We start from the raw sequence: 23210 nt of genomic DNA, 5'->3' as shown, positions 1-23210 counted from the left end.
GGTAAAAAAACGAAACATTGCTTGTTCTCCATTCAGGAGGGCAAGATTCAGCTACCTGTCTTTTTTTTGCATTAAATGTTTTCAAGGAAGTTAGGTGCTTTATGTATTAAATATAGACAATGACATTCGTTAGAAAATAGAAGTTGCTCGAAAAATTGCGATAAAAATTCAATGTTCTATTTCAAACTCTGGACTCGACTATTATTGATAGATTAGTTGAAAATTTTGTAGTACAGTTAATGTATGGGGAAAAGGAAAGACTGCCGATTCTTGTCCCAATACGTTTGTTCTAGGAGGAATATGTTTTTCTTAACCTTCTCGGTAATTATTGCTCGTTTGCTAGGAATACGCAATGTTGTAATTAGTGTGTCACAATCCGACTATGGTGGATATCCCGATTGTAGAGTTAGTTTATTCGTTATGTAAATATTTCATTAAATTTAGCTATGGACTTCTCCCAGTTCATTATCCATATTCCCTTGATGTGACTTTCAAAAGCTGAATGTTGGCGTTGGCAAATCGATATTAGGTATATTAGAAATTGTTAAAAACGAAATGCCATTGTGTTACGATAGTATTATTAGTATTATCTAGTATTATCGGCTGGAGGATGGATCCGTGTGACACTTCTCAGCATTGTGAGCTTCGAAATAAAAGAACAAAGAACTAAAAGAATTCCTGACAACCAATATGACCTCTTTAATAATCAAACAACAACCACTTAGGTTTAATTTATTAATTGTTTTGTTACGAGATTTTATAAAAAAGTAAAAAAGATAACACTAATCTAGTACTAACAACCTGTAAAGGTTGTAAACTTCTGGACAAAAAAATAAATAATGTCCTATATACCATCTGGTGTCCTTCGTATGATTTCATTTATTTTTGAATCAAATAGGAGAGATAATAACTTCCCGTTGGAATTGGTATGTTTTGTCGCTATCAAATTCACTTGTTTATTACTTGACTATTGAAAGTCAAGTGACTAACGATTGTTCTTCTAAAATAAGGTCTACAAAAATTTTACGATGCACAGGTGTTTTTCCAATCCATCTCCCCTATTTACTTATCACTTATACATAGATATTGTGGATGTTTTGACAGATAGATTCTATCTAATCCATATACTAAAGTCAATTGCTATGGATAAATTGTTTTTCAAAACTAGGACTTGTTGTAAACAAATATTTATTTCATACGTCAACTCACTTGCAATAAGTTTTTTATGACAAATTCCGGCAATATCTTTCACGATATGTTCAGCTGTTTTTTTCGTAATTATTTGCATTTTATATCTCTACTATACTGATATTTTTTCATAATTCAGGAAATTCTCTACGTAAGTAGAAGAAGGACAGGGGGGTATCTACGCAAGTAGTTTTAAATGATCAGGCAACTTATATTTTGTTTATACAAAGTGGAGTAATTTTTTTATAAGAAAGTTTCTTTTTATGTTTGATCTAGTACTTCTGGACAATGTATTGCATAAATTATTTTTTTGAAATGTATGAGATTTGTTCTAATAGTTATTTTTATTTCTTGAATAAGAAATAGATATTGCCTGGAGTTTCAATTATTTGTTTGGCGGGTAATAAATATTACCTATCCTTTTCATAAGTGCTAAATCAATTCAATAGATAGTAAGCTTGATCAATTTATGTTTAGATCTTCATTTTTTGCAATGGGTAGCAGTGCGAATACAACTATTGCGTCTTACAAAAAAAAGTTTTTAGTTTTTGTATTCAAAAAAATCTTTTTTACTGTTTTTGATACTGATAAGTGTTTTGTATTATATTAAAAATAATTGATTATTATTGACATAATAATCAATTACGTATTTATTATAGAAATAAGTTAGACTATATGTCTGTTTGTCATACATTTTCTACATTTCTAAAACGGCACAAAAATTGTACATCCATCGGATAGAAGCGTATATGTTTAACTAAAAAAAATAGGAGGGCAAAACGATGTTACCAATTAGAAGAACGCAAGCGTGGTTACCTGAAATTTTGTTAAACGATTGGTTTAATGATAGTTTGTATAGTCAGCGGACGATAACTTCTCCAGCATTGAATATTTTGGAAAGAGGGAATGGGTTTCGTGTAGAATTAGCTGCACCTGGAATAGCAAAAGAAGATATCAAAGTTGATATAAGCAAAGAAAATCAATTGGTCATTTCAGTCGAAAAGAAGAATGAATCTGAAGAAAAGCAAGAACGTTATTTACGTAAAGAATTTGGTTATACTCAATTTGTAAAAACTCTTACTTTGCCTGATGATATAGATAAGGAATCCATTGCTGCTTCGTATGAAAATGGTATTTTGGCTATCGAAATTCCTAGAAGAGTAAGACAGGTTGCCGAAGAAACGAAATCAATTTCTATTTCCTAGAAAGATTGATTTTGAAAACTTGAGTTGTAGCAAAAAACGCTGTAATTGATTTTTACAGCGTTTTTTTAGTAAAGCAGAATTGTATAAAAAAGCTTCTTAATACAACTATCAGTCGTGTAGTCTGTAATTTTGTATAGAAGTTTTCTAAATTCGCCTGTTGAGAGAATGAAAATAAAAAAATGCAAAAAAACCTTGTGATCGTAGAATCCCCAGCTAAAGCTAAAACTATTGAGAAGTTTTTAGGTAGTGACTATAAAGTTTTGCCAAGTTATGGACATATCCGTGATTTGAAAAATAAAGGGTTAAGTATAGATATAAACAATGATTTCAAACCTGAATATGTTATTTCTCCTGATAAAGTCGAAGTGGTTAAGCAGTTGAGAAAAGCAACGAAAGCAGTAGAAACTGTGTGGCTTGCTTCGGATGAAGATAGGGAAGGAGAAGCAATAGCATGGCATTTGTATATTGTGTTGGGATTACAGGAAAGTAATTCGAGACGGATTGTTTTTCATGAGATTACTAAAAATGCAATTTTGAATGCTATAGAGCATCCTCGTCATATTGATTTACGTTTGGTAAATGCTCAACAGGCCCGGCGTGTCTTAGATAGAATTGTAGGATTTGAATTATCTCCCATTTTATGGAAAAAGATTATGCCTTCGTTATCGGCTGGGCGTGTTCAATCAGTTGCTGTGAGATTGATTGTTGAAAGGGAGAGGGAGATTAACAATTTTATCACGGAGTCATTTTTTCGTATCCGAGCTTTATTTTATTTACCTAATAACAAAATAATTGTTCAGTCGGAGTTAAATAAACATTTTAAAACAGAAGAAGGTGCTAAAGCGTTTTTGGAGACTCTCAAAGATGCAATTTTCACTATAGATGATATCAATATTCGTTCTAGTAAAAAATCACCAACTCCCCCTTTCATTACTTCTACTTTGCAACAAGAAGCTGCTAACAAAGCAGGATTTAGTATATCACAAACAATGTCTATTGCTCAGAAATTGTATGACTCTGGATTAATCACTTATATGCGAACCGATTCGTTGAATCTTTCCTCTTTGGCATTAAATGATGTCCAGAAAGAGATAATTGATAAATTTGGGGATAGATATGTAAAAATTCGTCAATATCAAACAAAAATCAAAGGAGCACAAGAAGCACACGAAGCTATTCGTCCTACTTATATAAGTAATCGGATGGTTGCAGGGACAGTACAAGAACAACGATTGTATCAATTAATTTGGGAGAGAACTATTGCTTCCCAAATGGCAGATGCTGAGTTGGAGAAGACAATGGTAACCATAGGAATTAGTAATAATGCAATAGATAAATTTCATTTGCAAGGTGAAGTTGTCAAATTTGATGGTTTTTTTAGAGCACATACAGAAAGTATCGATAGTAAAAATGCAGAAGCTGTCCTTCCTCCTATGCAATTGAATGAAATATTAAATTTAACTGAAGCAACGGCTTCTGAACACCTTACTCGACAACCTCTTAGATATACAGAGGCAAGTTTGGTGCGTAAATTGGAAAAATTAGGTATTGGTCGCCCTTCTACTTATGCTCCAATCATTTCAACTATTCAGCAACGAGGTTATGTAATTAAAGGGGCGAAAGAAGGAAAACAGAAGCTATTCACTACACTCACATTAAAAAATAAAATTGTTTCCAAGCAAACAAAAACAGAAATAGTAGGTGCAGATAAAAATAAATTGATTCCCTCTGACTCTGGAATTATAGTTAATGATTTTCTTATTGAACATTTCCCAATTGTTTTAGAATACAATTTTACTGCTGATTTGGAAAAAGAATTTGACAAAATAGCGGAAGGACAAATTGGATGGATAGAATTATTACACAAATTCTATAATTTGTTCCATCCTATAGTAGAAAAAGTATCTTTTACTCAAATAGGATGCAAAGTAGGTGAGCGAATATTAGGTACAGATAAAAATGGAAAGCTTATTTCAGTTAAAATTGGACGTTTTGGTTCTTTTGTACAAATTGGTTCAGCAGAAGATGAAGAAAAACCTCAATTTGCTTCACTCGTTCAAGGGCAATCTATAGAAAGTATTACATTAGAAGAAGCACTGGCCTTATTTGATTTACCTCGTACGGTAGGGATAGTAGCAAACAAACCTGTAATAGTTACAATTGGACGTTTTGGTCCTTATATGAAATTTGATAATGCATTTATTTCTATACCAAAAGAATATGATCCGTATCATATTACCATCGAAGAAGCCGAAAAACTAATCAAGGAGAAAAAAGAGCGGGATGCGAACAAGATAATTAAATTTTTTTCTGAAAATAATGATTTAAAAGTATTAAATGGCCGTTTTGGGGCATATATCGCATACAAGAAAAATAATTATAAAATTCCCAGGGGAATTGTGCCTGAAATAATCTCCTATGATGATGCAATGGAAATAATTGAAAAAAATCCGAAGCGAAAAAGAGGGAACATCTTTCTTAGTAGAGGAAAGAAATCATAATTATAAACTTTGTTAATAAAAAATGATATTTTTGACATCCCTTAATTTTAAAGGACTCATTTTTGTGTTGTCTTTTTTTGAAGTAAAACAGCTTGTTCAAACAATGGGAGTTTTCCCATTATTCTTGTCAAGGAAAGGATGAGATAGTCATTATTTAATAAGTGAGGAAAGTTTTCCTTAATTTAAATTTAAATTTTCCATTGGGGAAATTTTATCAGATTTATCTTTGATTTCGGATATATCTACAAATTCTATTAATTGCAAGTAATTGCAGGTTTTATTCGTTTCATGTCGATATGTTTATGCCATTCTGAAGAATGAGCATAAATTTCAATATCACTAGTCTCAGAATTTGTTATTTGACTCAATTTAATACTAAAAAATTAGAACCGGCATCAGGATTACAAGTATCCGTATTTTACGGTTCCCAAATTGGTGTCATCGGTTATTTTAAATGAGTTGGGGGTGTAAAGTTTTATGTTTTCAGACATACTGTAATAAGCTTGTCATACATATTCTTTCTGTAAGAAAGAATATGTATCACTTGTTTTAACCTAGTTGTTTTGGAGAATTTATTTTTGTTATTGGGATTTTCCCATATGTACGATGGAGGGGAGGAATCATCTTAAGCTTTTCGATTTTGGGGATCCTGTATCTGTTGGAGGGGGACATACTAACTGTGAGATGTATGAGATTAGTATACTTTTAGGTATACTAAATCTAGGCAACTTCAGTCAATGGATGATGGAACATTGTGAGAAGGGGGGGGGGATACTGAGTAGAGTGATTCGTATCTTTAAATGGCAATATCTTACTATGATAGAGTAGTCGTCCTTTACTAGACCTATATAGGAAGAGAGTATCAGAGGTTGGGGAGAGAGGGGAGGCTGGAAAAGACAATACTTACTTGGGTGGTAAGTATATAAGTACATTAATTGCATGCAAAAGCATGCAATAACATATAGAAGATTTTCTTTGGTCCACTTCACAGGAAGTGAGATATAGTTTGCTCAAAGTATTCCATTTTTAGATTCTTTCACTATTGGAGCCAGTAGATTTGGGATGGTACTACTACTACTTAATAGTATGACTTTTGGGATGTTGTGGAGAGTTGCAGAGGTGTAATATTCCCTTTATGTTTGGTTTTGCTGACAAGTTGATCCCAACAGGTTGTACTCCGGTACTTCTCCTAATTTATTAGATCTTTCTTATTTATAGAAAATATATATCTGAAACTTTTTTTTAATTTCGGTTTTTATGTGAAGCTGAAGGAAAAAATTATACTTCATTAAAATGAATACTAAATATCTATTGCAGATAATACAGAGATCCTTTCCATATTGAAGGATACTTAATAAAAAAATAAGGGTTATCTGATATTCGTTTGAAGTGAGGAAGAATAGATTTTATGGTTATTCATGTGAGTAATCTTTTTAGATCCTTTTTTTTATTCTATAAAAATGAAGAGACACCTTAAAATGCGTTAGAAACGATACAGTTGATTGGGATAATTATTACAATTGATCTTTATATTTATTTTTTACCAAAAATCATTGAAATACGTATCTAGTAGTAATGGTAGACTGATTTCAGTTTCTATTTTTCTCCTTAATTTGTGAGAGCAATGGTTTGTTTTTGTTAAAAACAAATAATAATATTTGAGCTTTAGCTCGTACTTTGGATATTTTCAGGTGTTGCTTTTTATTTTACCTTTGTTTTTTAACAAAAGTATTTTACCTTCGCGCTAGAGTGTGAAGTAGTTTTAGTCCCTTGTCTTGATTAAAAAGTATAGTAGTAATTAATAAAGTATAGTAGGATTTATGGTAAGTTACAAAGAGTTAGGTTTAGTAAATAGCCGTGAAATTTTTAAAAAAGCAATTAAAGGAAAATATGCAATACCTGCGTTTAACTTCAATAATATGGAGCAAATGCAAGCAATTATTCAAGCTTGTGTGGAGGAGAATTCTCCGGTGATACTTCAAGTGTCAAGCGGCGCTCGGAAGTATGCTAATCAAACTATTTTGCGTTATTTGGCACAAGGTGCAGTGGGGTATGCTAAAGAACTTGGAAAAAATATCCCTATTGTCCTTCATTTGGATCATGGAGATACATTTGAATTGTGTAAGAGTTGTATTGATTTTGGTTTTTCATCAGTAATGATTGATGGCTCTCATCATTCCTATAATGAGAATGTGATATTGACTCGAAAAGTAGTAGAATATGCTCATCGATATGATATTAGTGTAGAAGGTGAATTAGGTGTTTTAGCAGGGATAGAGGATGATGTAGTGGCTGAGCACCATACTTATACTCAGCCAGAAGAAGTTGAAGATTTTGTTTCTAAGACTGGTGTGGATTCTTTGGCTATTTCTATCGGAACTTCTCACGGTGCTAATAAATTTAAGCCTGAGCAATGTATTCGTAGTGCTGAAGGTGTTTTAATCCCACCTCCTCTACGTTTTGACATTTTGGAAGCTATAGAAGAACGCATACCGGATTTTCCAATAGTATTGCATGGAGCGTCTTCTGTCCCTCAGGAGCAGGTAGCTGTCATCAATAATAATGGCGGGAAACTAAAAGATGCTATCGGTATTCCTGAAGAACAATTACGTTGTGCTGCTAAATCAGCCGTTTGTAAAATTAATATAGATTCTGATGGCCGTTTAGCAATGACTGCTGCTATTCGTAGTACACTTAATATGCATCCTGAATGGTTTGACCCTCGTCAATATTTAGGTCCAGCTCGCGAATTATTGAAGGCATTATATAAACATAAAGTGGTGCATGTTTTGGGCTCGGCAGGGAAGGCTTAAAGGTTATGTTACTTTACATATATATGATTAGAACAAGATATTTAATAATAAATGTGTATCGAAAGGAAGTTTTGCTCTTATGTTTGTTTTATTTTTCTTACCTACTTTTCTTTCCCTTTTTGTAGGGTTTTCTTTTCTGAGTATATTTTTACAATATGGAATTTTTTAATACGATAAAATAACCATGAAAAATTTGGTAATGAATGTATTCCTGAATGGAATTGGGTATCGAAATAGTGTTATTATAGCACCTATACCAAGTTTAATAAGATAGCAAGGGCTTGTTTAAATCCTATTGGTGGTGGTGGGGGGAGTCCCCTATTTTAGGTTGTAGTGTTGTGTGGAATAGGAGAACTATCTGGTTAGATGGAGATTGATTTTATGCTTTTTACAAAGGGAAAAGCATGAAGTCAGTATACTGTAGCTAAATCAGAAGATAGAGGAGAAATTAGTGTGAGTTTGATTTTCAGTAAAAGAAATTCATATATCTTTCATAATTGTATATGAATCTCTTTTTCTTTCTCTCTCCTTATCTCCTTATTTCTCTCTCCTTATCTCCTTAAATGATAAGTATCATGATCACGTGACACAAGGGATTTCTTCCTCAATGTAACTGGGAAGGAGGCCTACGGGGGGGGGGATCCGTGTAGGTCGTCGTTTTTGTTTGTCATTCCCCTTCTCTCTGAGAAGGGAAACGGAGATATCAGGGATGCGTAGAACGAATGTTGTTTCGGAGATTCGGAGGAAAGTTGACAGCTGTGATGATTAGTTGTTGTAGTTATTGATTAGTTGTGAAGAGTATTAACATTTTAATAATGGAAGATTCAATAATGAACCGTCTGACAAAAATTTGGCGGATAAACTAACAAATAAGCCAACAAATGAGACAAATGGGAGTTGATATTCTACGATTTAAAAGAACAAATGTAGGAAATGGAAGTTATAAGTTAAAAAAACAGTGGGATTTGTTTGATCGAACAAATTTTAATGGTAGTTTATTGGAGAAAGGTAGTCTTTTTTATGTTTTATTTAGAACAGCCTCTGTTTTCGATGCAGATTTTCTTTTTGTTGGTATATGAGGGCTCTCGATAAGGGACATTCTATGGAGAATGCAAACACGGAAAAGGTTGTAGTGTGTTATTTACCGGTACTTGTTGGTATTGCTGTGCAATAAGTTGTTTTTAGTAAAATATATTTCATTAGCATTAGCATTTGCCAGATTTTATGCAAAAGATGAAATCAAATAAAAAAAGATAAAATTGAATAAAGAGTAGTACTTGTTTGCTCGTGATAACGGAGTAAATGTGAATACTTTATTGATTTTTATTATTTTCGAGAAGATTATTTCTTGGTTGTCAGATCTCTCTCACTTAAAAATTTATTGCTTTGTTTTGTATGTAGAATGAAATTGGGGTTTGACAATACTATTTTTTATATCGGTGAAGTATATGAAGTTATTTAAGCCAACAATTTTATACTTTATATTTCTTTCTATCTTTAGATTATCCATTATGGGTACTGATTAAAAGAAGAATTGGAATTGTGTTTTTGTTCGTTTGCTTTTTTGCTGTATAAGAGCAAGAGCTCTTGGATAGGTTATTTGTTCTGCTCCCTTCAACTTCAACTTGTTAAGTTACATTTTAGGAACTCTATAATAACTCTATAATTTTATTTAATTATGTAAATTTTAAATTCATATGATTCAGGATCGATTTATTCCCAAGGGAGAGAATTTTATTTGAGAGGTATTGAGAAAATAATAAGCTAAAAAATAAAATTATTATGAAGAAAATAATGACATTTGGAATTATTGTTGTTACGTTGGGGATTTTCTTATTGGTAGACAATATGGGATTTTTACTCCCTTGCGTTCGTCATATAGTGTTTTCTTGGCAAGTTTTGTTGATTACTATTGGTATTATTTTAATAGCGAATAGAAAACTAACATCAGGGGTTATTTTAATACTGATAGGTCTTTGTTTTTCGCTTCCTAATGTTTTGGAGAATTTTGTATTTGACAAAAATTTAACGATACTTCCCATAACACTGATTATTATTGGTATGGGTTTAATAATTCATGCTATAGCAAAAAAGAAATGTAGATATTATAGATGTTCTGATAAGAAAACTTTTGTAGAAACTGTAACAAGTGAAGAATGGTTTGTTCGTCGAAATTATACTTTTTCTCATTCCAAAGAGAAATGGGCATACAGCAGTTTGAAAAACATAGAAATAGAAACTATTTTTAGTAATATTGAGTTGAATTTTGAACAAGTTAGATTGTCTGAAGAAGATACGGTGCGTATTAAAATTATATCTGTTTTTAGTTATGTAACTCTGTGTGTTCCAATTGATTGGAAGATTAAATTAAATCAAAACGGAGTTTTTGTTAGTTTTTCAGATGAAAGAATCAGAAGTGAAATTGATTTTAAGAAGGTAGTGTTTTTGGAAATAGAAGGTAAATTTAGTGGAGGAGAGCTTAAGTGCTGTGTATAAAATTACTCTCAATAATGTTTTATTTCTCATTTCAGAGTTTGATTTTCAGGTAGAAATACAAATGAAGGAACTTCTTTTATTTCAATAAACTGGTAAATCTAAAATTATGGTTTTAAGGACGAAAGATTTTTTTCTTTTCAAAAATTGTTGTTTGGTTAGACAAGAACTTGAAAAATATAGGATAGAGGTTACTCTTCTTGGATTTTTGTTATTAGTAGGGATAATTTAAAATGTGTATATGTAGATAAGCTTGTTCGTATTGGATTGGAAAAGAATAAGGTATTCTTATAAAGAAAAAAGAAAGGAGAGAGTTCCATAATTTGAAAAAATATAGATGGAATATCTAGAAAGATTACCTTAAACACATTAATGACTCCAAATTAATTCAAGTAAAAAGGAGATTTAGAAAAAGAAATAAAAAACTGTTTTTTATAAGTGTTCTTCTCTTTTTTTATTCAAAATCGGTAATTCGAGAAAGAATTTATTAAAGGAATAAATTTCTATCTTTTTTGTTTTATTTATATAAATTAGATTTTTATATAGTTGTAAACTAATTAATGAAAACAGTTGCCATTCAGGGAATAGCTGGTGCATATCATGAAATAGCTGCTCGTAAATACTTTGAGGAGCAGAGAGGAGAAAAAATAGAAATACTTGCTTGTACTTTGTTTGAAGATATTATTGCAGCCGTAAAGAAAGATCCAAATATAGTTGGTATTATGGCTATTGAGAATACTATTGCTGGTAGTTTATTGCAGAATCACGAGTTGATACGGGAAAGTGACCTTTTTGTAGTCGGTGAGCAGAAGATACATATATCTCATGTTCTTGCTGCACTTTCAAGTGAATCGTTAGATAGTATTAAAGAAATAGAGTCTCATCCGATTGCTTTAATGCAGTGTAGTGATTTTTTGAGAACAATGCCTCGAGTAAAGATATTAGAAAATGAAGATACTGCATTGAGTGCTAAATTAATAGCAGAAAATAATTGGAGAGGACATGCTGCTATTTGTAGTAAATATGCGGCAGAGTTGTATGGATTGAAAATATTGGAGGAGGGGATAGAGATTAATAAACATAATTTTACACGCTTTTTGTTATTAGTCAATAAATGGCTTGCTGAAGATTGGACACTTTCAGAAGTTAATAATAAGGCCTCTGTTGTCTTTACCTTGCCTCATACACATGGGAGTTTATCTAAAGTATTAACTATTTTTTCTTTTTATGATGTGAATTTGACTCGGATACAATCTTTACCAATTATTGGAAAAGAATGGGAATATCTTTTCTATATTGATATCATTTTTGATAATATCTTAAGCTATAAACAAAGTGTAGATGCCGTTCGTCCATTGACGAATGACTTTAAGGTATTGGGAGAATATAAAGAAAATAAAATGGTTGAATAAAAGCTGCGAAATGGGAAAAGAAATAATACCTGCCCGTCGATTGAGTACTGTAAGTGAATATTATTTTTCCGAAAAGTTAAAGGAAATAACTGATATGAATGCTCGAGGGAAAGATGTAATCAATTTGGGGGTAGGTAATCCAGACTTGACTCCATCGAAAGAAACGATTGATGTTTTATGCCATTCCGCACGGCAGGCAGATTCACATGGTTATCAGCCATATGTTGGAATACTTGAACTACGTCAAGCCTTTGCTACTTGGTACAGGCAACATTATCGTGTGAATTTGAATCCAAAAACCGAAATACAGCCTTTGATTGGTTCGAAAGAGGGGATTTTACATGTTTCGTTGGCATTTCTTGATCCAGGGGATGCTGTGTTAGTTCCCAATCCGGGCTATTTGGCTTATAGGTCAGTAGGTAATTTAGTGGAAGCAGATGTAATTAGTTACGATTTGCTGGAAACAAATAATTGGCAACCTGATTTTGGTTTTTTGGAAAAGATAGATTTATCCAAAGTAAAATTAATGTGGGTAAACTATCCCAATATGCCTACGGGTGTCTCAGCTTCAAGACAGTTATTTCAAAAACTGGTTAGCTTTGGTAAAAAATATGGGATTGTTATTTGTAATGATAATCCCTATAGCTTCATTTTGAATGAATCTCCTTTGAGTATTTTGGAAATCGAAGGGGCAAAAGATATTTGTATAGAATTGAATTCCTTAAGCAAATCTCATAATATGCCGGGTTGGCGTATTGCTATGTTAGCTTCTAATTCATTGTTTGTACAATGGGTTTTAAAAGTTAAGAGTAATGTAGATAGTGGGCAGTTCAAACCGATGATGTTGGCAGCTGTACAATCACTTCGAGCAACCAGTGAGTGGTATTCCAATATAAATATAATATATAAGCGTAGGCGGAAAATTGCAGAAAGAATTATGGATGCATTGAATTGCACTTTCGACTCACAGCAATCTGGAATGTTTCTTTGGGGAAAAATTCCAGATGAATATAAAGACAGTGGTGAGTTATCGGATAAGGTTTTGTGTCAAATGAATGTTTTTATTACCCCAGGTTTTATTTTTGGGAGTAATGGTAATCGTTATATGCGTATATCGCTTTGTTGCAAAGAAGAAAGGTTAGAGGAAGCATTGTATCGAGTAAGAAAATTTTTGATAAAAAAGTAGGTTTATGGATTTACAATCAATTTTATTGTCTGGTATTAATGGACGAAGACCATTAATTATTGCCGGTCCTTGTAGTGCAGAAACGGAAGAACAGGTAATAATAACGGCTCGGGGATTGGCGAGTAAGGGTATCAAAATATTCAGAGCTGGAATTTGGAAACCGCGGACTAAACCGGGAGGATTTGAGGGAGTTGGTATGGAAGGTCTTATTTGGTTAAATAGGGTAAAAAAAGAAACTGGAATGTATGTTACTACTGAAGTAGCTAATCATAATCATGTGGTTGAAGCAGTAGAACATGATATAGACATTTTGTGGATAGGAGCAAGAACTTCTGCCAATCCATTTGCCGTACAGGAAATTGCAAATGCTTTAAAACTTGTAGGTTTCGAAGGTCCTGTTTTAATAAAAAATCCGGTAAATCCTGATTTGGAATTGTGGATAGGAGCAATCGAACGAATTTATAATGCTGGTGTTCGGAAAATTGGGGTTATTCATAGAGGTTTCAGTTCTTATGATAAGAAATTGTATAGAAATCTTCCGCAGTGGCATATTCCTATTGAATTGAAAAGACGTATCCCTAACCTTCCATTGATTGTAGATCCAAGTCATATAGGGGGGAAACGAGAGCTAATTGCTTCACTTTCCCAGCAAGCTATGGATTTAAATTGCGATGGTTTGATCATAGAAGCACATTGCAATCCGGACGAAGCATGGAGTGATAAGGACCAGCAGATTACACCCGATGTTTTGTCTTATATTTTAAATCTATTGGTTATTAGAGATACCAAACAAACAACTGAAAGTTTGACTGAGCTTCGTCAGCAAATCGACGAAATAGATGCTGAGTTATTATCTGTTTTAGCCAAACGGATGCGTATTTCTAAAGAAATAGGACAATACAAAAAAGAACATAATATGCCCGTTTTACAGACGAGTCGTTACGATGAAATTTTAATAAAGCGTAGTATCCAAGCTGAAGAAATGGGTATGGAACTCGGTTTTTTAAAAAAAATTCTTGAAGCTATTCACGAAGAATCTGTTCGTCAACAGATAGAAATAGTAAATCAATAGGTAATTCTTTAAAGATTTTGTATGAAAATTCAAATTGTGGGGGCGGGAAAGATGGGAGCTTTTTTTGCCGATGTATTAAGTTTCGACCATGAAGTTGCTATTTTTGATGTGGATCCTGAACGTTTGCGATTTACTTACAATTGTATTCGGATAAGTCATATAGAAGAAATAGCCCATTTTAAACCAGAAATTCTAATTAATGCAGCAACTGTTCAATACACTGTTAGGGCGTTCGAACAGATTTTACCTTACTTGACGGATAGTTGCATTATTTCGGATATTGCGTCTGTAAAAACAGGGTTGAAGGAATTTTACGAAAATTCAGGGCATCCCTTTGTTTCTACTCACCCAATGTTTGGTCCTACTTTTGCTAATTTAAGTAATTTATCTTCCGAAAATGCTATTATTATTTCTGAGTCTGGTCATCTTGGGAAGGTATTTTTTCGTAATTTATATAATTCTTTAAAATTGAATATCTGTGAATATTCTTTCGAAGAGCACGATAAAACAGTAGCTTATTCTTTGTCTATTCCTTTTGCTTCTACACTCATTTTTACTTCAGTGATGAAACGTCAAGAAGCACCCGGGACGACTTTTAGAAAACATATGGATATTGCACATAGACTGTTGTCAGAAGACGATTATTTGCTAACAGAAATTCTTTTTAATCCACATACGTCTAAGCAGTTAGAACGAATCCAAAAAAAACTTTCTTTTCTATTTCAAATTATTGAAAATAAGGATGTTCAAGCAATGAAAACGTTTTTAAATGAAGTGCGTGGAAGGTTAAATAAAGAAAGCGACAGCTGATAACTGTTGCTTTGAATGTTTTCACAACGAAATAATCTTTATTGTGAGTTGCTTCAAAAGCAATCAATTATCTATGGTGTACGAATTAATTTTTGAAAAACAAAGATATTCTTAATTCCTTGTTTTAAACACTATTGGCTTTATGAGAAGAATATTAGATTTGGATTTGGATGCAATCAGCATTGGTTGGTTTTAGTGGAAGAATCTAAAAATGATTAATGAGAAATTTTTTATTATTAAATTGGGAGTGAAGGTTAATATTTCTTGACTATAGATGAATCAGCAAATTTAAAAAATGGGAAATGTGTCACTACTAATGCTGATAGAACTATCAAATTTATTTAAACGTAGCAAGACGCAACTTTTCAAAGTTGTCAATTGAGAGCAAAAGTTGTTGTCGAGGTAATTTTATTGTAGGAATTTACTTGTGTGTTGCTGATGATTAATAAAAAACGAGGGCTAGTAAGGAGGCAAAATTTCAAGATGAAAGGACAATTGATTGGGTAGGATGGAAGTTGCAAAAGAGGCTTTATGATGGGGAAACTGTATTCTTGGACAGTTGTGTAGCATGCTTTTGCGGGTTGAGGGAGAAAAGTATTCTTTCCGATTTCTACTGTTCGGATTTGCAAGTAGAATTTGATAAAATTTAGAATTTTTAAAAACAATTTTATTCTAAGATTTTGATAGATGAATTGAAGAGGATCTTTCAAAATAAAAATAAAAAAGAGACATGGGTTGTTTGTGAAAAACTGTTTGGTATTGTTGGAGTAGAAATGAATATAAAAGGTGATGAAATTGAAAAAGAAGGTTTTCTTTGGAGAGGAGATCGGATTTTGAGCAAAAAGGGGGTTAGGAGAGCTGGCAATTCTTTTTCAGAAAATTAATGGATGCAGCAGATATTTATGGGTAATCGGGGATCAAAGTAAAGAGTTATATTTTATAAAAAGCAAACAATATGGGAATGCCTAATGGAATCTATTAAATGTAAATAGTATAGTATCCTGAGAAATATTATGGTTTTACAGAGAAGATTATTTGGATGAGTTTGATACGAATTGGAAAAATCAGGCGAAATTTCATAAAGAATTAACAGAAGAGTTAAAAACAAAAAACCGTGATGAAGTTATTTTTTATTAAAAAAAATTAAAAAGTCAAAGGGATTAATTAATTTTTTCAAATTTGAGGCAAGTCAATTGAGGTGGAAATTGGTAGTGAAAGAAAGTTAAAACTATTGATTATCGTATAATTCCTCTTTCTTCACCTTTATTTCAGGAATTTAAAATTTGGCATATTTTAAACAATGTAAAAATTTCAAAGAAAAATGGTAAAGAAAAAAAACTTGTAGAATTACGGCAGGAATAAAAGGAAAAACTATTTTCAGAGTTGTCAATAAAAGACGAATTGTTGGGATTTAAAGTATTAAAAGTTTTGTTTAAGCAGAAGTACAAAGATTGGGATTTGAATTTCAAAGATTTAAATTGAAATAAAACACAATTTAAACTATTTAAAGTTTATCAAATGATTGTTGAATTGAGCGGATATGAAGAATGTAATTTTTCATATTCTCTGCTAGAGAAGTAATAGAAAAGATTGAAGATGTTAAAAAAAAATGGAATAAATAGGAAATCTTAGATTTTTAACTCGAAAATTTTTACTTTCTGGGAGAAAGTGAAAAATATGATGTAGCATGTGAACATGTAGGATACAAGTATTCTAAAATTTCATTAGTCAAAAGAAGAAATTGCCAACAAAATTTTGAAGGGTAAATTAGAAATTTTTTTAAAAAAGAGTTTGTGAAATCCTATCGCTGAAAAGATTTTGAATCAAATGGTTCAATGTATTTCAATTCTATTATTAATGAATGAGGAAAATTTGATGGAATTTGCATTGAATTTACCCGAGAGTTGTAGAAAATTGTAAAAGAGCAAGAAAAAATTAACTGAAAATGTTAGATAAATCACTCGTAAGAATGAAGTAATAGGGAAACATTGCAAAATGAATTTGGAATAAATATTCCTCCTCTCTAGGAGGAAGGATATTATCAGTTATAAACTGTATGAAGAATTGAAAAATACTAGTTATAAAATCTTGTATTCTAATACTCATATTTCTCTAAAAACATTTTTAATTTTTAATAAAGAGTTTGTTATAAAGTATATGTTATTCCTCAGTCACGATTGTTCAATGATTTTTTTCCCAATAAAACTTTGGAACTCTGAAGTATCAATATCGAAAAAGAGAATTGAACAGCATGCAATTCCATAGAAAATAGGTATTGGGTGCAAGGTTTTAATAAAAATTTAAAAGAATTGAAAGGTTATTTAAATTAGGGAATATCTCAAAATCAAAGTTTGGCAATCTTAAAATGAAGGGAAAAAATATTCCTACTAATTTATTGAAAGGGATATTAGTGATACTCCGTATCATTGTAAAAAAAACAAGAATTATATTAGAGGGCAGTTTACTATGAAGTTGTTAGCAACAACTGCTTCTATTACAGATAAATTGCGTATGACTGGACGAAAAGAAATTATCATCGGAGCATCATACAGTGGATTCTTTGACTTGTTGCTTTTACCAGAGATGTGTTTATACTCAATATTTTGACAATAGGAATGCTCAGTATAAAAAGAATTCTAACGTCTATTCTATTAAATAAAAATATTGCAAAGATGAGATAGTACGTTTTTTCAATTCCTTTACAAGAATTTAGGTTAGAGACAAAAAAAGCATTTGGAAAACGTTTTGATTTCTATCAAAGCCAAAAACAAAGTGTTTTGACAGAATGTCGATGTTACAAAAAAGTTTTGAGACAAAGTAAAAATTTATAGTAAACATCACTTGGACAATTGCATGAAGGAACTATTTATAGAAGCCGAAATCAATATGGTGTAAGGAAAGAATCTGTTAATGCAAAATTCGATGTTGCTAAGATTGCAACTGTTACTAATTTTTCTTATCAAAAAGCATTATTGATATAAATAATGATCTAAAGAAAGCATTTACATGAGAGGGTAGTTTAGTAAAAAAAACTATTTATTTAGATGAAACCTCAATTTGGTTAAATAATGGAGAAAGGAATTTCGATCAAGCATGTATCCATTATTACGGGAGTTTCCAAATTCGAATCTTTGAATGGAAAGAAAGATAGAAAGAGGCTGGAGATTTTGGACAAAAAACAGAAAAAAACAGCCCGTTGATTTTGTCTGTACTGGCAATAATCATCATATTGCTATGTTTATCGGGAGAACTATTGGGTTGCCAATAGTTGATACTGGGTTATAGAAAGTCGGAAGGTTGGAGGTTTTTGTTTATGATAAAGCAAAATGAATACTTGTATTTCCAGATGGGAAAGCAAGTTTTTGTCCAAAAAAAATCAACTTATTTAATTCATAATACAGAAAACCATTGTTTTAATTGTCCCAACTTTTGTCAGGAAACAAAAGGTTGAAAATTTCTCTGCTAAAATAAATTGCATGGAAGCGTATTCTGACTCCTCGTTCAACTGAGAATATTATCAAAGTTCGTATCAATTGTATAAGGCAAATTATTTCATTAGGAGGATCAAAAAAAAAAGTAACATTATGATTAAGAAAACAACCTTCTATTTCGAAAATCTAGCTTTTTTTAATCTAAAGAACTGGAAATTGTTTATCAAGTTTACCCGAACGAAATTGAGAAGAACGATTCTTTTCATAGTTCGTTCAAAGTGGAATACATCAAAATGATTCTGATTAAAGATATTGGTTTTTTCATCAAACATTTGGTTGATTGAAGCTTTTTTTATTATTACCAACAACTATGCTTTAATCACGTGTGGTAGCAATTGAATGTCCATTTGGGGATATAAAGAATATTTGCTATTTATTGGGTATGAATAATACAGTGTAAGTGAAATTTTTTGTCTCATAAATTGAGACTTCACTCTCATTGGGAAAAAATGGTTATGGCAATGAACTCTTCATGTGAAGATAATTAATTAAGTTTGCGTACATTTGTACAATGTGAGATTCGTCATCTAAAAATATTCAAAAAATGGGTGGACGATGTAAAAAAAAATGGAGATGGTGATAGTTTTGAAGATTGAACTGTAGTTTATTACTGGATTGTTTATTTCCCGAAATTGAAAGTTTTAAGAGAGATAGGGAGAGAAATTATTCTCTCTAGTAATTTGTTGAATTATGGTTACATTATTTTATGGGGTAAGTTGTTGTTTGTTCATTGGTTGCCAGTGGAGATTGTTGCAAATTTTGTGAACTCATCATCATGATCGTTATGATCCGCAACATTTTATTGTTTGGAAGATGATATTGTAGATCCTTATTATCGCCATTTTGTGGATAAATTGGTAATAGCAATCATTGATAGTGAAGTTAATTTTCAGTAATTATCCAAAGAGATAAAAGCTAAATAACTAACTATTCTTATTCTGGGTATAATCCTTAAAGGGCAATCTAGTTCATCAATAGGTTATTGTTTGTCAAATAATAGTACTTTTTGCAAGGTGTTGTTTTGGAGAAATTCATGAAATATCCTACCTCTCTTTTCATTAATTTATTTTCAGGTGGGGCGTTTTTCAGTAAATACTGTATTATATTGGATTACTAGTACTTTTGGTTTACTAATAGGGGAAAAGAAAGAGAAGTAGCTTTTGATTTTCTTAGCAAATTACTATAAAGATGGATTTACTATGTTTCAATTTGCTATTCATTTGTGTCATTATGCCAGAAGTGAAAATATAGATGTTCATGTTAAATAGGGTTAAAACATTTTACCCTAGAAAAAATAGAGGAATTTTGTGTATTACACACTCCGATACACAGTTTGGATCTATGACTTTGTTCTATGGTAAAAGAGAGAGATTTCTGTACCTTATTAACAATTAGAGTTTTTCTAAAATAAATCTATCTAAAATAAATCTATGTTAGTGTAAAAAATTACTGGAAAAATTCTATTACTTTTTTACTAATCCATACCCGAATTTAACCCATAAACTATCACATTTGTGACTCATAATATAGTTTTTAAATTGTGTCACCTCTTGTGATTTTTTTATGAGTACACATCCTTGCTCTTGTGGTGGACATATATCTTCTGGAAATACATAGAAATGTCCTTTGCCTTGCAAGTCAGGGGAAAATACAAGTGATAGAGCGATGAATCCTAATTCGGCATTGCCAGAGAAGGCAAATTGTGCTGTTTGACCGATATCGTTTCCCCATACAATTTTATTGCTTATTTTTTTGTACAATCCCTGGGTTTCCAAAAATTTTACCGTACTCTCCCCATAAGGGGCACCTTTAGGATTGGCTATTGCTATCTTTTTTACTTGTGGGGACAGTATACTTTTCAACCATTCAGATACATCTAAATTTAAACTCCATAAAGCGAGTTTCCCATAGATATATGTTTCAACATCTCCATATGCATGGCCATTTTCAACTATTTTTTTAGGATAGCTCATGTCGGCAGCCATAAAAAAATCATAATCAGCACCATTTAGAATTTGTTGTGTGAATGTTCCTGATGAACCAAAGGAAATATCGATTCTTGAAGAAGGATATTCTGATTCATATTGTTTTTTGATTTTTTCCAATACATAACGGAGGTTAGCAGCAGCAGCAACTTTTACGATTTTTTGTTCTGTATCCTTTTTTTGTTGGCACATCGTTGCAAAAGGGAGCACGAGCGAAAAAAGTAAAATAATACGTTTCATTAGTTTATGTTTTTTTGATTTAACTTTCATAAAACTGTATTTTTTTAATTAAAAGATATATCCTTGTGTTTCTAAAACACATTTTATTCTACGAGTTTTAGTTTAAGAAAAGGGCTAATCATTACAACTTTCTTTGTTGGCTTTCCGAACCCTTACTTCTTTTTGACTACTGAAACGGAGATGCTTTATTGATTTTCTTAATGATTGTTTAAGTTACTATTTACTGGCAAAAAATTTTGTGTAAAAGATTCATAATAAATTCTTATAAATGAATTTGTTTTTTAATAGTGCAATTCTACATTGCTTTTGCTTACGATTTTGAGAATATCAGGTTGTATGCTATTTTTAATAATACCTTTTTTGAGAAAAAAGGTATTAAACAATACATTTTTTTAGGTTGGCAAAATTCATGCCTATTTACCTCTTTGTTTGTAAATATATAAAATAACAAATCATAATTTATAAGGGGTTTTTAATTTCAGGGTAAAATTGATAGTTTGACAGTAAATTATTTTGACAGTAAATTATTTTGAAGATTTTATACTTGCGAAGTAAAAGAAGATGGGAAAAGTTTTTTTTATTTGAATTTAAATGTATATTTAAACATGATCTTTGAAAAAACGTGGAGGTGGTTTGGGAAAAATGACAGTATTACGCTTTCTGATTTAAGACAAATAGGTGTAGAAGGTATTGTAACAGCTTTACACCATATCCCTAATGGTGAGGTTTGGTCAGGAAAATCGATTAATGATTTAAAATGCTATATTGAAAATAGTGGTCTGAGGTGGTCAGTTGTAGAGAGTCTTCCTGTGTCTGAAAGTATTAAATATGCTGGAAGAAATAGGAATCAATTGATCGAGAATTATAAAGTCAGTTTGGCGAATTTAGGTAAGGCAGGTGTCCGCACCGTTTGTTACAACTTTATGCCTGTTATTGATTGGATTCGTACTGATTTGGCACGAAAACAAGATAATGGTACGTATTCTTTATATTTTGATCTTGTCCGTTTTGCTTATTTTGATATTCATATATTAAAAAGAGTAAAGGCTGATCGTGATTATTCGTCTGAAACTTTGGAGAAAGTACATCACCTTGCTACGATTATTAGCACAAAAGAAAAAGAAGAGTTAATAGAAAATATTATTGTTAAAACACAAGGATTTGTTAATGGTAATATTAAGGAGGGAGACCAAAATCCGGTAGCTATTTTCAATCGATTGTTAGTATATTACAAGGATATTGGCAAGAATCAATTGAGAGAAAATTTGAAATATTTTCTTCAGCAAGTGATCCCTGTAGCAGAGGAATATGGAGTTAATCTTTGTATTCATCCAGATGATCCTCCTTTTCCTGTTTTTGGGTTACCTCGTATTATTACTAATGAGGAAGATATTGCTTGGTTTTTAAATGCAGTAGATAATTTTCATAATGGGCTTACTTTTTGTGCAGGGAGTTTGAGTGCGGGTCGTCACAATGACGTTGTGAATTTAGCGAAAAAGTTTGCCTCTCGAACACATTTTGTACACTTGCGAAGTACAAATGTTTTACCTAACGGCGATTTTGTAGAAGCCTCTCCTTTGGAAGGAAGAGGAAATCTTTTGAGAGTAATAGAGATATTTAAAAAATATCAGAATCTTCCTATGCGTGTAGATCATGGACCATTAATGTTGACGGATATAGGTAAAGAGTATAATCCTGGCTATTCTTTTTTAGGTAGAATGAAAGCCCTTGGTGAGATTTCAGGAATGATGGAGGCTGTTTTGCATAGTATTGGATAAAATGCACAAGTATCTTCAGTTGTTCGCATTTTTTGTAAAGTGCCAGATTAGGATTGTCGAAGTAGCGGGAATGATGATTTTTTTTTATATTCAAATTTCTTTTTTGTAGATGGGATACGAACTTTCTTCAAGGAATTTGTTGTATCCCCGTCTGATTTATTTTTCCGATTGCGATATACATCTATAGCTAAGTAGATAGACGGAGTTAATGATGTGCTATTAGCAATAGCTACAACATAGGGCATATTGCTTATAAGGATGGCGTTTGTTTGTTCACTGACAGGTTGAATTGATTGAAAAATAAAATTGGTAGACATACAATTTATTATGAGTGCGGCGTCAAACTTTTTGTATATATCTGAATTAAAAAAAGATTCGGGATTAAAAGTACTAAAGCAGAATATTCCTTCTCGGAAAGCGATTTGAGTGGCATCGGTGATAATTTCTGCTGGAGAGTTCTCAGAAACAATGGCTATCCGCGGGAAAGTAACCATAAAATCGTGGAGAAGGGTTGAATGTAGATTTTTTATTTTTTCTGTAAGTATATCAATATTAATAGGAGTTGAATTGGATATTTCAGCAATGCGAAAATAGTCATTGGTTAGTATTGGTAAACTTTTTTTCTCGTCGAGTAATTCCGATTCAATTTGTTGAATTGAATCAGTTGATGTTGAGGAAGTAACAAAAACATCAATTTCTCCTACTTTTAGATCAGATAAGCCTCTATAGAAGGATTCTCCAATAGCTGTATTACTTTTAATATTTGTTTTCCCTACTGTCATAGGTAGGGCTTTATTACTTATATCAATAATATTGAGGCTATTTTTTATTGATTTATTAGCGTTATGAATATTAGTAGTACGAATAGGTAATCTTCTTATTTTACGATAATAGGATAATACTGTGGAATAATCATAGATAATAGGGACACAGAGTTCGAATATTCGAACCTCACTAAAAGTTTGGATTATTTGTTTGGCATTAGTATTATCACAACTGATGCCAATCTTTATCATTTGTTTATTCATACATGTAA

The 23210-nt window shown here is 31.7% G+C and carries 17 protein-coding genes; 15 read left to right on the top strand and 2 right to left on the bottom strand.

Annotated elements, in window-relative coordinates; translation table 11 throughout:
- The first annotated feature begins 17 nt into the window (after positions 1–17).
- The 14 genes from CFPG_RS05770 to CFPG_RS05445 all read left to right on the top strand — a co-directional run bounded on the left by CFPG_RS05770 (position 18) and on the right by CFPG_RS05445 (position 17965).
- Entirely contained in the window at positions 18–110 is a 93-nt protein-coding gene (locus CFPG_RS05770; protein ID WP_407637774.1) for a 7-cyano-7-deazaguanine synthase, read from the top strand.
- A 133-nt stretch (positions 111–243) separates the two neighbouring features.
- Positions 244–426, top strand: coding sequence for a 7-cyano-7-deazaguanine synthase (locus CFPG_RS05765; RefSeq protein WP_083754402.1), 183 nt, complete (start codon positions 244–246; stop codon positions 424–426).
- Between the two features lie 1544 nt (positions 427–1970).
- Positions 1971–2393 carry an Hsp20/alpha crystallin family protein gene (locus tag CFPG_RS01010; protein ID WP_012573204.1) on the top strand — a complete coding sequence of 141 codons (423 nt, stop codon included), beginning with the start codon at positions 1971–1973 and terminating at the stop codon, positions 2391–2393.
- A gap of 179 nt (positions 2394–2572) precedes the next feature.
- Positions 2573–4894, top strand: coding sequence for a type I DNA topoisomerase (gene topA, locus CFPG_RS01005; protein ID WP_012573203.1), 2322 nt, complete (start codon positions 2573–2575; stop codon positions 4892–4894).
- A gap of 606 nt (positions 4895–5500) precedes the next feature.
- Positions 5501–5722, top strand: a complete 222-nt coding sequence (locus CFPG_RS01000) for a hypothetical protein (protein ID WP_041572356.1) — start codon at positions 5501–5503, stop codon at positions 5720–5722.
- A 992-nt stretch (positions 5723–6714) separates the two neighbouring features.
- Entirely contained in the window at positions 6715–7707 is a 993-nt protein-coding gene (locus tag CFPG_RS00995; RefSeq protein ID WP_012573202.1) for a class II fructose-bisphosphate aldolase, read from the top strand.
- 881 nt (positions 7708–8588) lie between these two features.
- Complete coding sequence (locus CFPG_RS00990) at positions 8589–8786, top strand: hypothetical protein (protein WP_041572355.1); 198 nt, start codon at positions 8589–8591, stop codon at positions 8784–8786.
- Positions 8787–9489: 703 nt separating this feature from the next.
- Positions 9490–10203: a LiaF transmembrane domain-containing protein gene (locus CFPG_RS00985; RefSeq protein ID WP_012573201.1), complete on the top strand. Its 714-nt coding sequence runs from the start codon at positions 9490–9492 to the stop codon at positions 10201–10203.
- Between the two features lie 557 nt (positions 10204–10760).
- A complete protein-coding gene (locus CFPG_RS00980) occupies positions 10761–11612 on the top strand; it encodes a prephenate dehydratase (RefSeq protein WP_012573200.1) in 852 nt (283 codons plus the stop codon).
- 10 nt (positions 11613–11622) lie between these two features.
- Positions 11623–12798: a pyridoxal phosphate-dependent aminotransferase gene (locus CFPG_RS00975; protein WP_012573199.1), complete on the top strand. Its 1176-nt coding sequence runs from the start codon at positions 11623–11625 to the stop codon at positions 12796–12798.
- Between the two features lie 4 nt (positions 12799–12802).
- Positions 12803–13870 carry a bifunctional 3-deoxy-7-phosphoheptulonate synthase/chorismate mutase type II gene (locus tag CFPG_RS00970; protein ID WP_012573198.1) on the top strand — a complete coding sequence of 356 codons (1068 nt, stop codon included), beginning with the start codon at positions 12803–12805 and terminating at the stop codon, positions 13868–13870.
- 21 nt (positions 13871–13891) lie between these two features.
- Positions 13892–14680: a prephenate dehydrogenase gene (locus tag CFPG_RS00965; RefSeq protein ID WP_012573197.1), complete on the top strand. Its 789-nt coding sequence runs from the start codon at positions 13892–13894 to the stop codon at positions 14678–14680.
- Positions 14681–15372: 692 nt separating this feature from the next.
- A complete protein-coding gene (locus CFPG_RS00960) occupies positions 15373–15564 on the top strand; it encodes a hypothetical protein (RefSeq protein ID WP_265348022.1) in 192 nt (63 codons plus the stop codon).
- 2251 nt (positions 15565–17815) lie between these two features.
- Entirely contained in the window at positions 17816–17965 is a 150-nt protein-coding gene (locus tag CFPG_RS05445) for a hypothetical protein (RefSeq protein ID WP_265348021.1), read from the top strand.
- A 1669-nt stretch (positions 17966–19634) separates the two neighbouring features.
- Here the strand turns inward: CFPG_RS05445 and modA are convergent.
- Positions 19635–20426, bottom strand: a complete 792-nt coding sequence (gene modA / locus CFPG_RS00955; RefSeq protein ID WP_012573196.1) for a molybdate ABC transporter substrate-binding protein — start codon at positions 20424–20426, stop codon at positions 19635–19637.
- A 575-nt stretch (positions 20427–21001) separates the two neighbouring features.
- On the opposite strand from modA, the gene uxuA reads away from it, so the two are divergent.
- Positions 21002–22174 (top strand): mannonate dehydratase, encoded by a 1173-nt coding sequence (uxuA, locus tag CFPG_RS00950; protein ID WP_012573195.1) that lies wholly within the window; start codon positions 21002–21004, stop codon positions 22172–22174.
- 47 nt (positions 22175–22221) lie between these two features.
- Here the strand turns inward: uxuA and CFPG_RS00945 are convergent, their stop codons facing one another.
- Complete coding sequence (locus CFPG_RS00945; protein WP_012573194.1) at positions 22222–23202, bottom strand: 4-hydroxythreonine-4-phosphate dehydrogenase PdxA; 981 nt, start codon at positions 23200–23202, stop codon at positions 22222–22224.
- Between the last annotated feature and the right edge of the window lie 8 nt (positions 23203–23210).

The organism is Candidatus Azobacteroides pseudotrichonymphae genomovar. CFP2 (assembly GCF_000010645.1).
GTDB classification, from domain to species: Bacteria; Bacteroidota; Bacteroidia; order Bacteroidales; family Azobacteroidaceae; genus Azobacteroides; species Azobacteroides pseudotrichonymphae.
The sequence above is the reverse complement of the archived record's forward strand: the minus strand, read 5'-3'. Positions and strand labels throughout refer to the sequence as shown.

Bases quoted from the DNA above. Each gene is read 5' to 3' on its own strand.
- CFPG_RS05765 (WP_083754402.1), top strand. From the start codon at position 244: ATGGGGAAAAGGAAAGACTGCCGATTCTTGTCCCAATACGTTTGTTCT.
- CFPG_RS01010 (WP_012573204.1), top strand. From the start codon at position 1,971: ATGTTACCAATTAGAAGAACGCAAGCGTGGTTACCTGAAATTTTGTTA.
- topA (WP_012573203.1), top strand. From the start codon at position 2,573: ATGCAAAAAAACCTTGTGATCGTAGAATCCCCAGCTAAAGCTAAAACT.
- CFPG_RS01000 (WP_041572356.1), top strand. From the start codon at position 5,501: ATGGAGGGGAGGAATCATCTTAAGCTTTTCGATTTTGGGGATCCTGTA.
- CFPG_RS00995 (WP_012573202.1), top strand. From the start codon at position 6,715: ATGGTAAGTTACAAAGAGTTAGGTTTAGTAAATAGCCGTGAAATTTTT.
- CFPG_RS00990 (WP_041572355.1), top strand. From the start codon at position 8,589: ATGAGACAAATGGGAGTTGATATTCTACGATTTAAAAGAACAAATGTA.
- CFPG_RS00985 (WP_012573201.1), top strand. From the start codon at position 9,490: ATGAAGAAAATAATGACATTTGGAATTATTGTTGTTACGTTGGGGATT.
- CFPG_RS00980 (WP_012573200.1), top strand. From the start codon at position 10,761: ATGAAAACAGTTGCCATTCAGGGAATAGCTGGTGCATATCATGAAATA.
- CFPG_RS00975 (WP_012573199.1), top strand. From the start codon at position 11,623: ATGGGAAAAGAAATAATACCTGCCCGTCGATTGAGTACTGTAAGTGAA.
- CFPG_RS00970 (WP_012573198.1), top strand. From the start codon at position 12,803: ATGGATTTACAATCAATTTTATTGTCTGGTATTAATGGACGAAGACCA.
- CFPG_RS00965 (WP_012573197.1), top strand. From the start codon at position 13,892: ATGAAAATTCAAATTGTGGGGGCGGGAAAGATGGGAGCTTTTTTTGCC.
- CFPG_RS05445 (WP_265348021.1), top strand. From the start codon at position 17,816: ATGGAAAGAAAGATAGAAAGAGGCTGGAGATTTTGGACAAAAAACAGA.
- modA (WP_012573196.1), bottom strand. From the start codon at position 20,426: ATGAAAGTTAAATCAAAAAAACATAAACTAATGAAACGTATTATTTTA.
- uxuA (WP_012573195.1), top strand. From the start codon at position 21,002: ATGATCTTTGAAAAAACGTGGAGGTGGTTTGGGAAAAATGACAGTATT.
- CFPG_RS00945 (WP_012573194.1), bottom strand. From the start codon at position 23,202: ATGAATAAACAAATGATAAAGATTGGCATCAGTTGTGATAATACTAAT.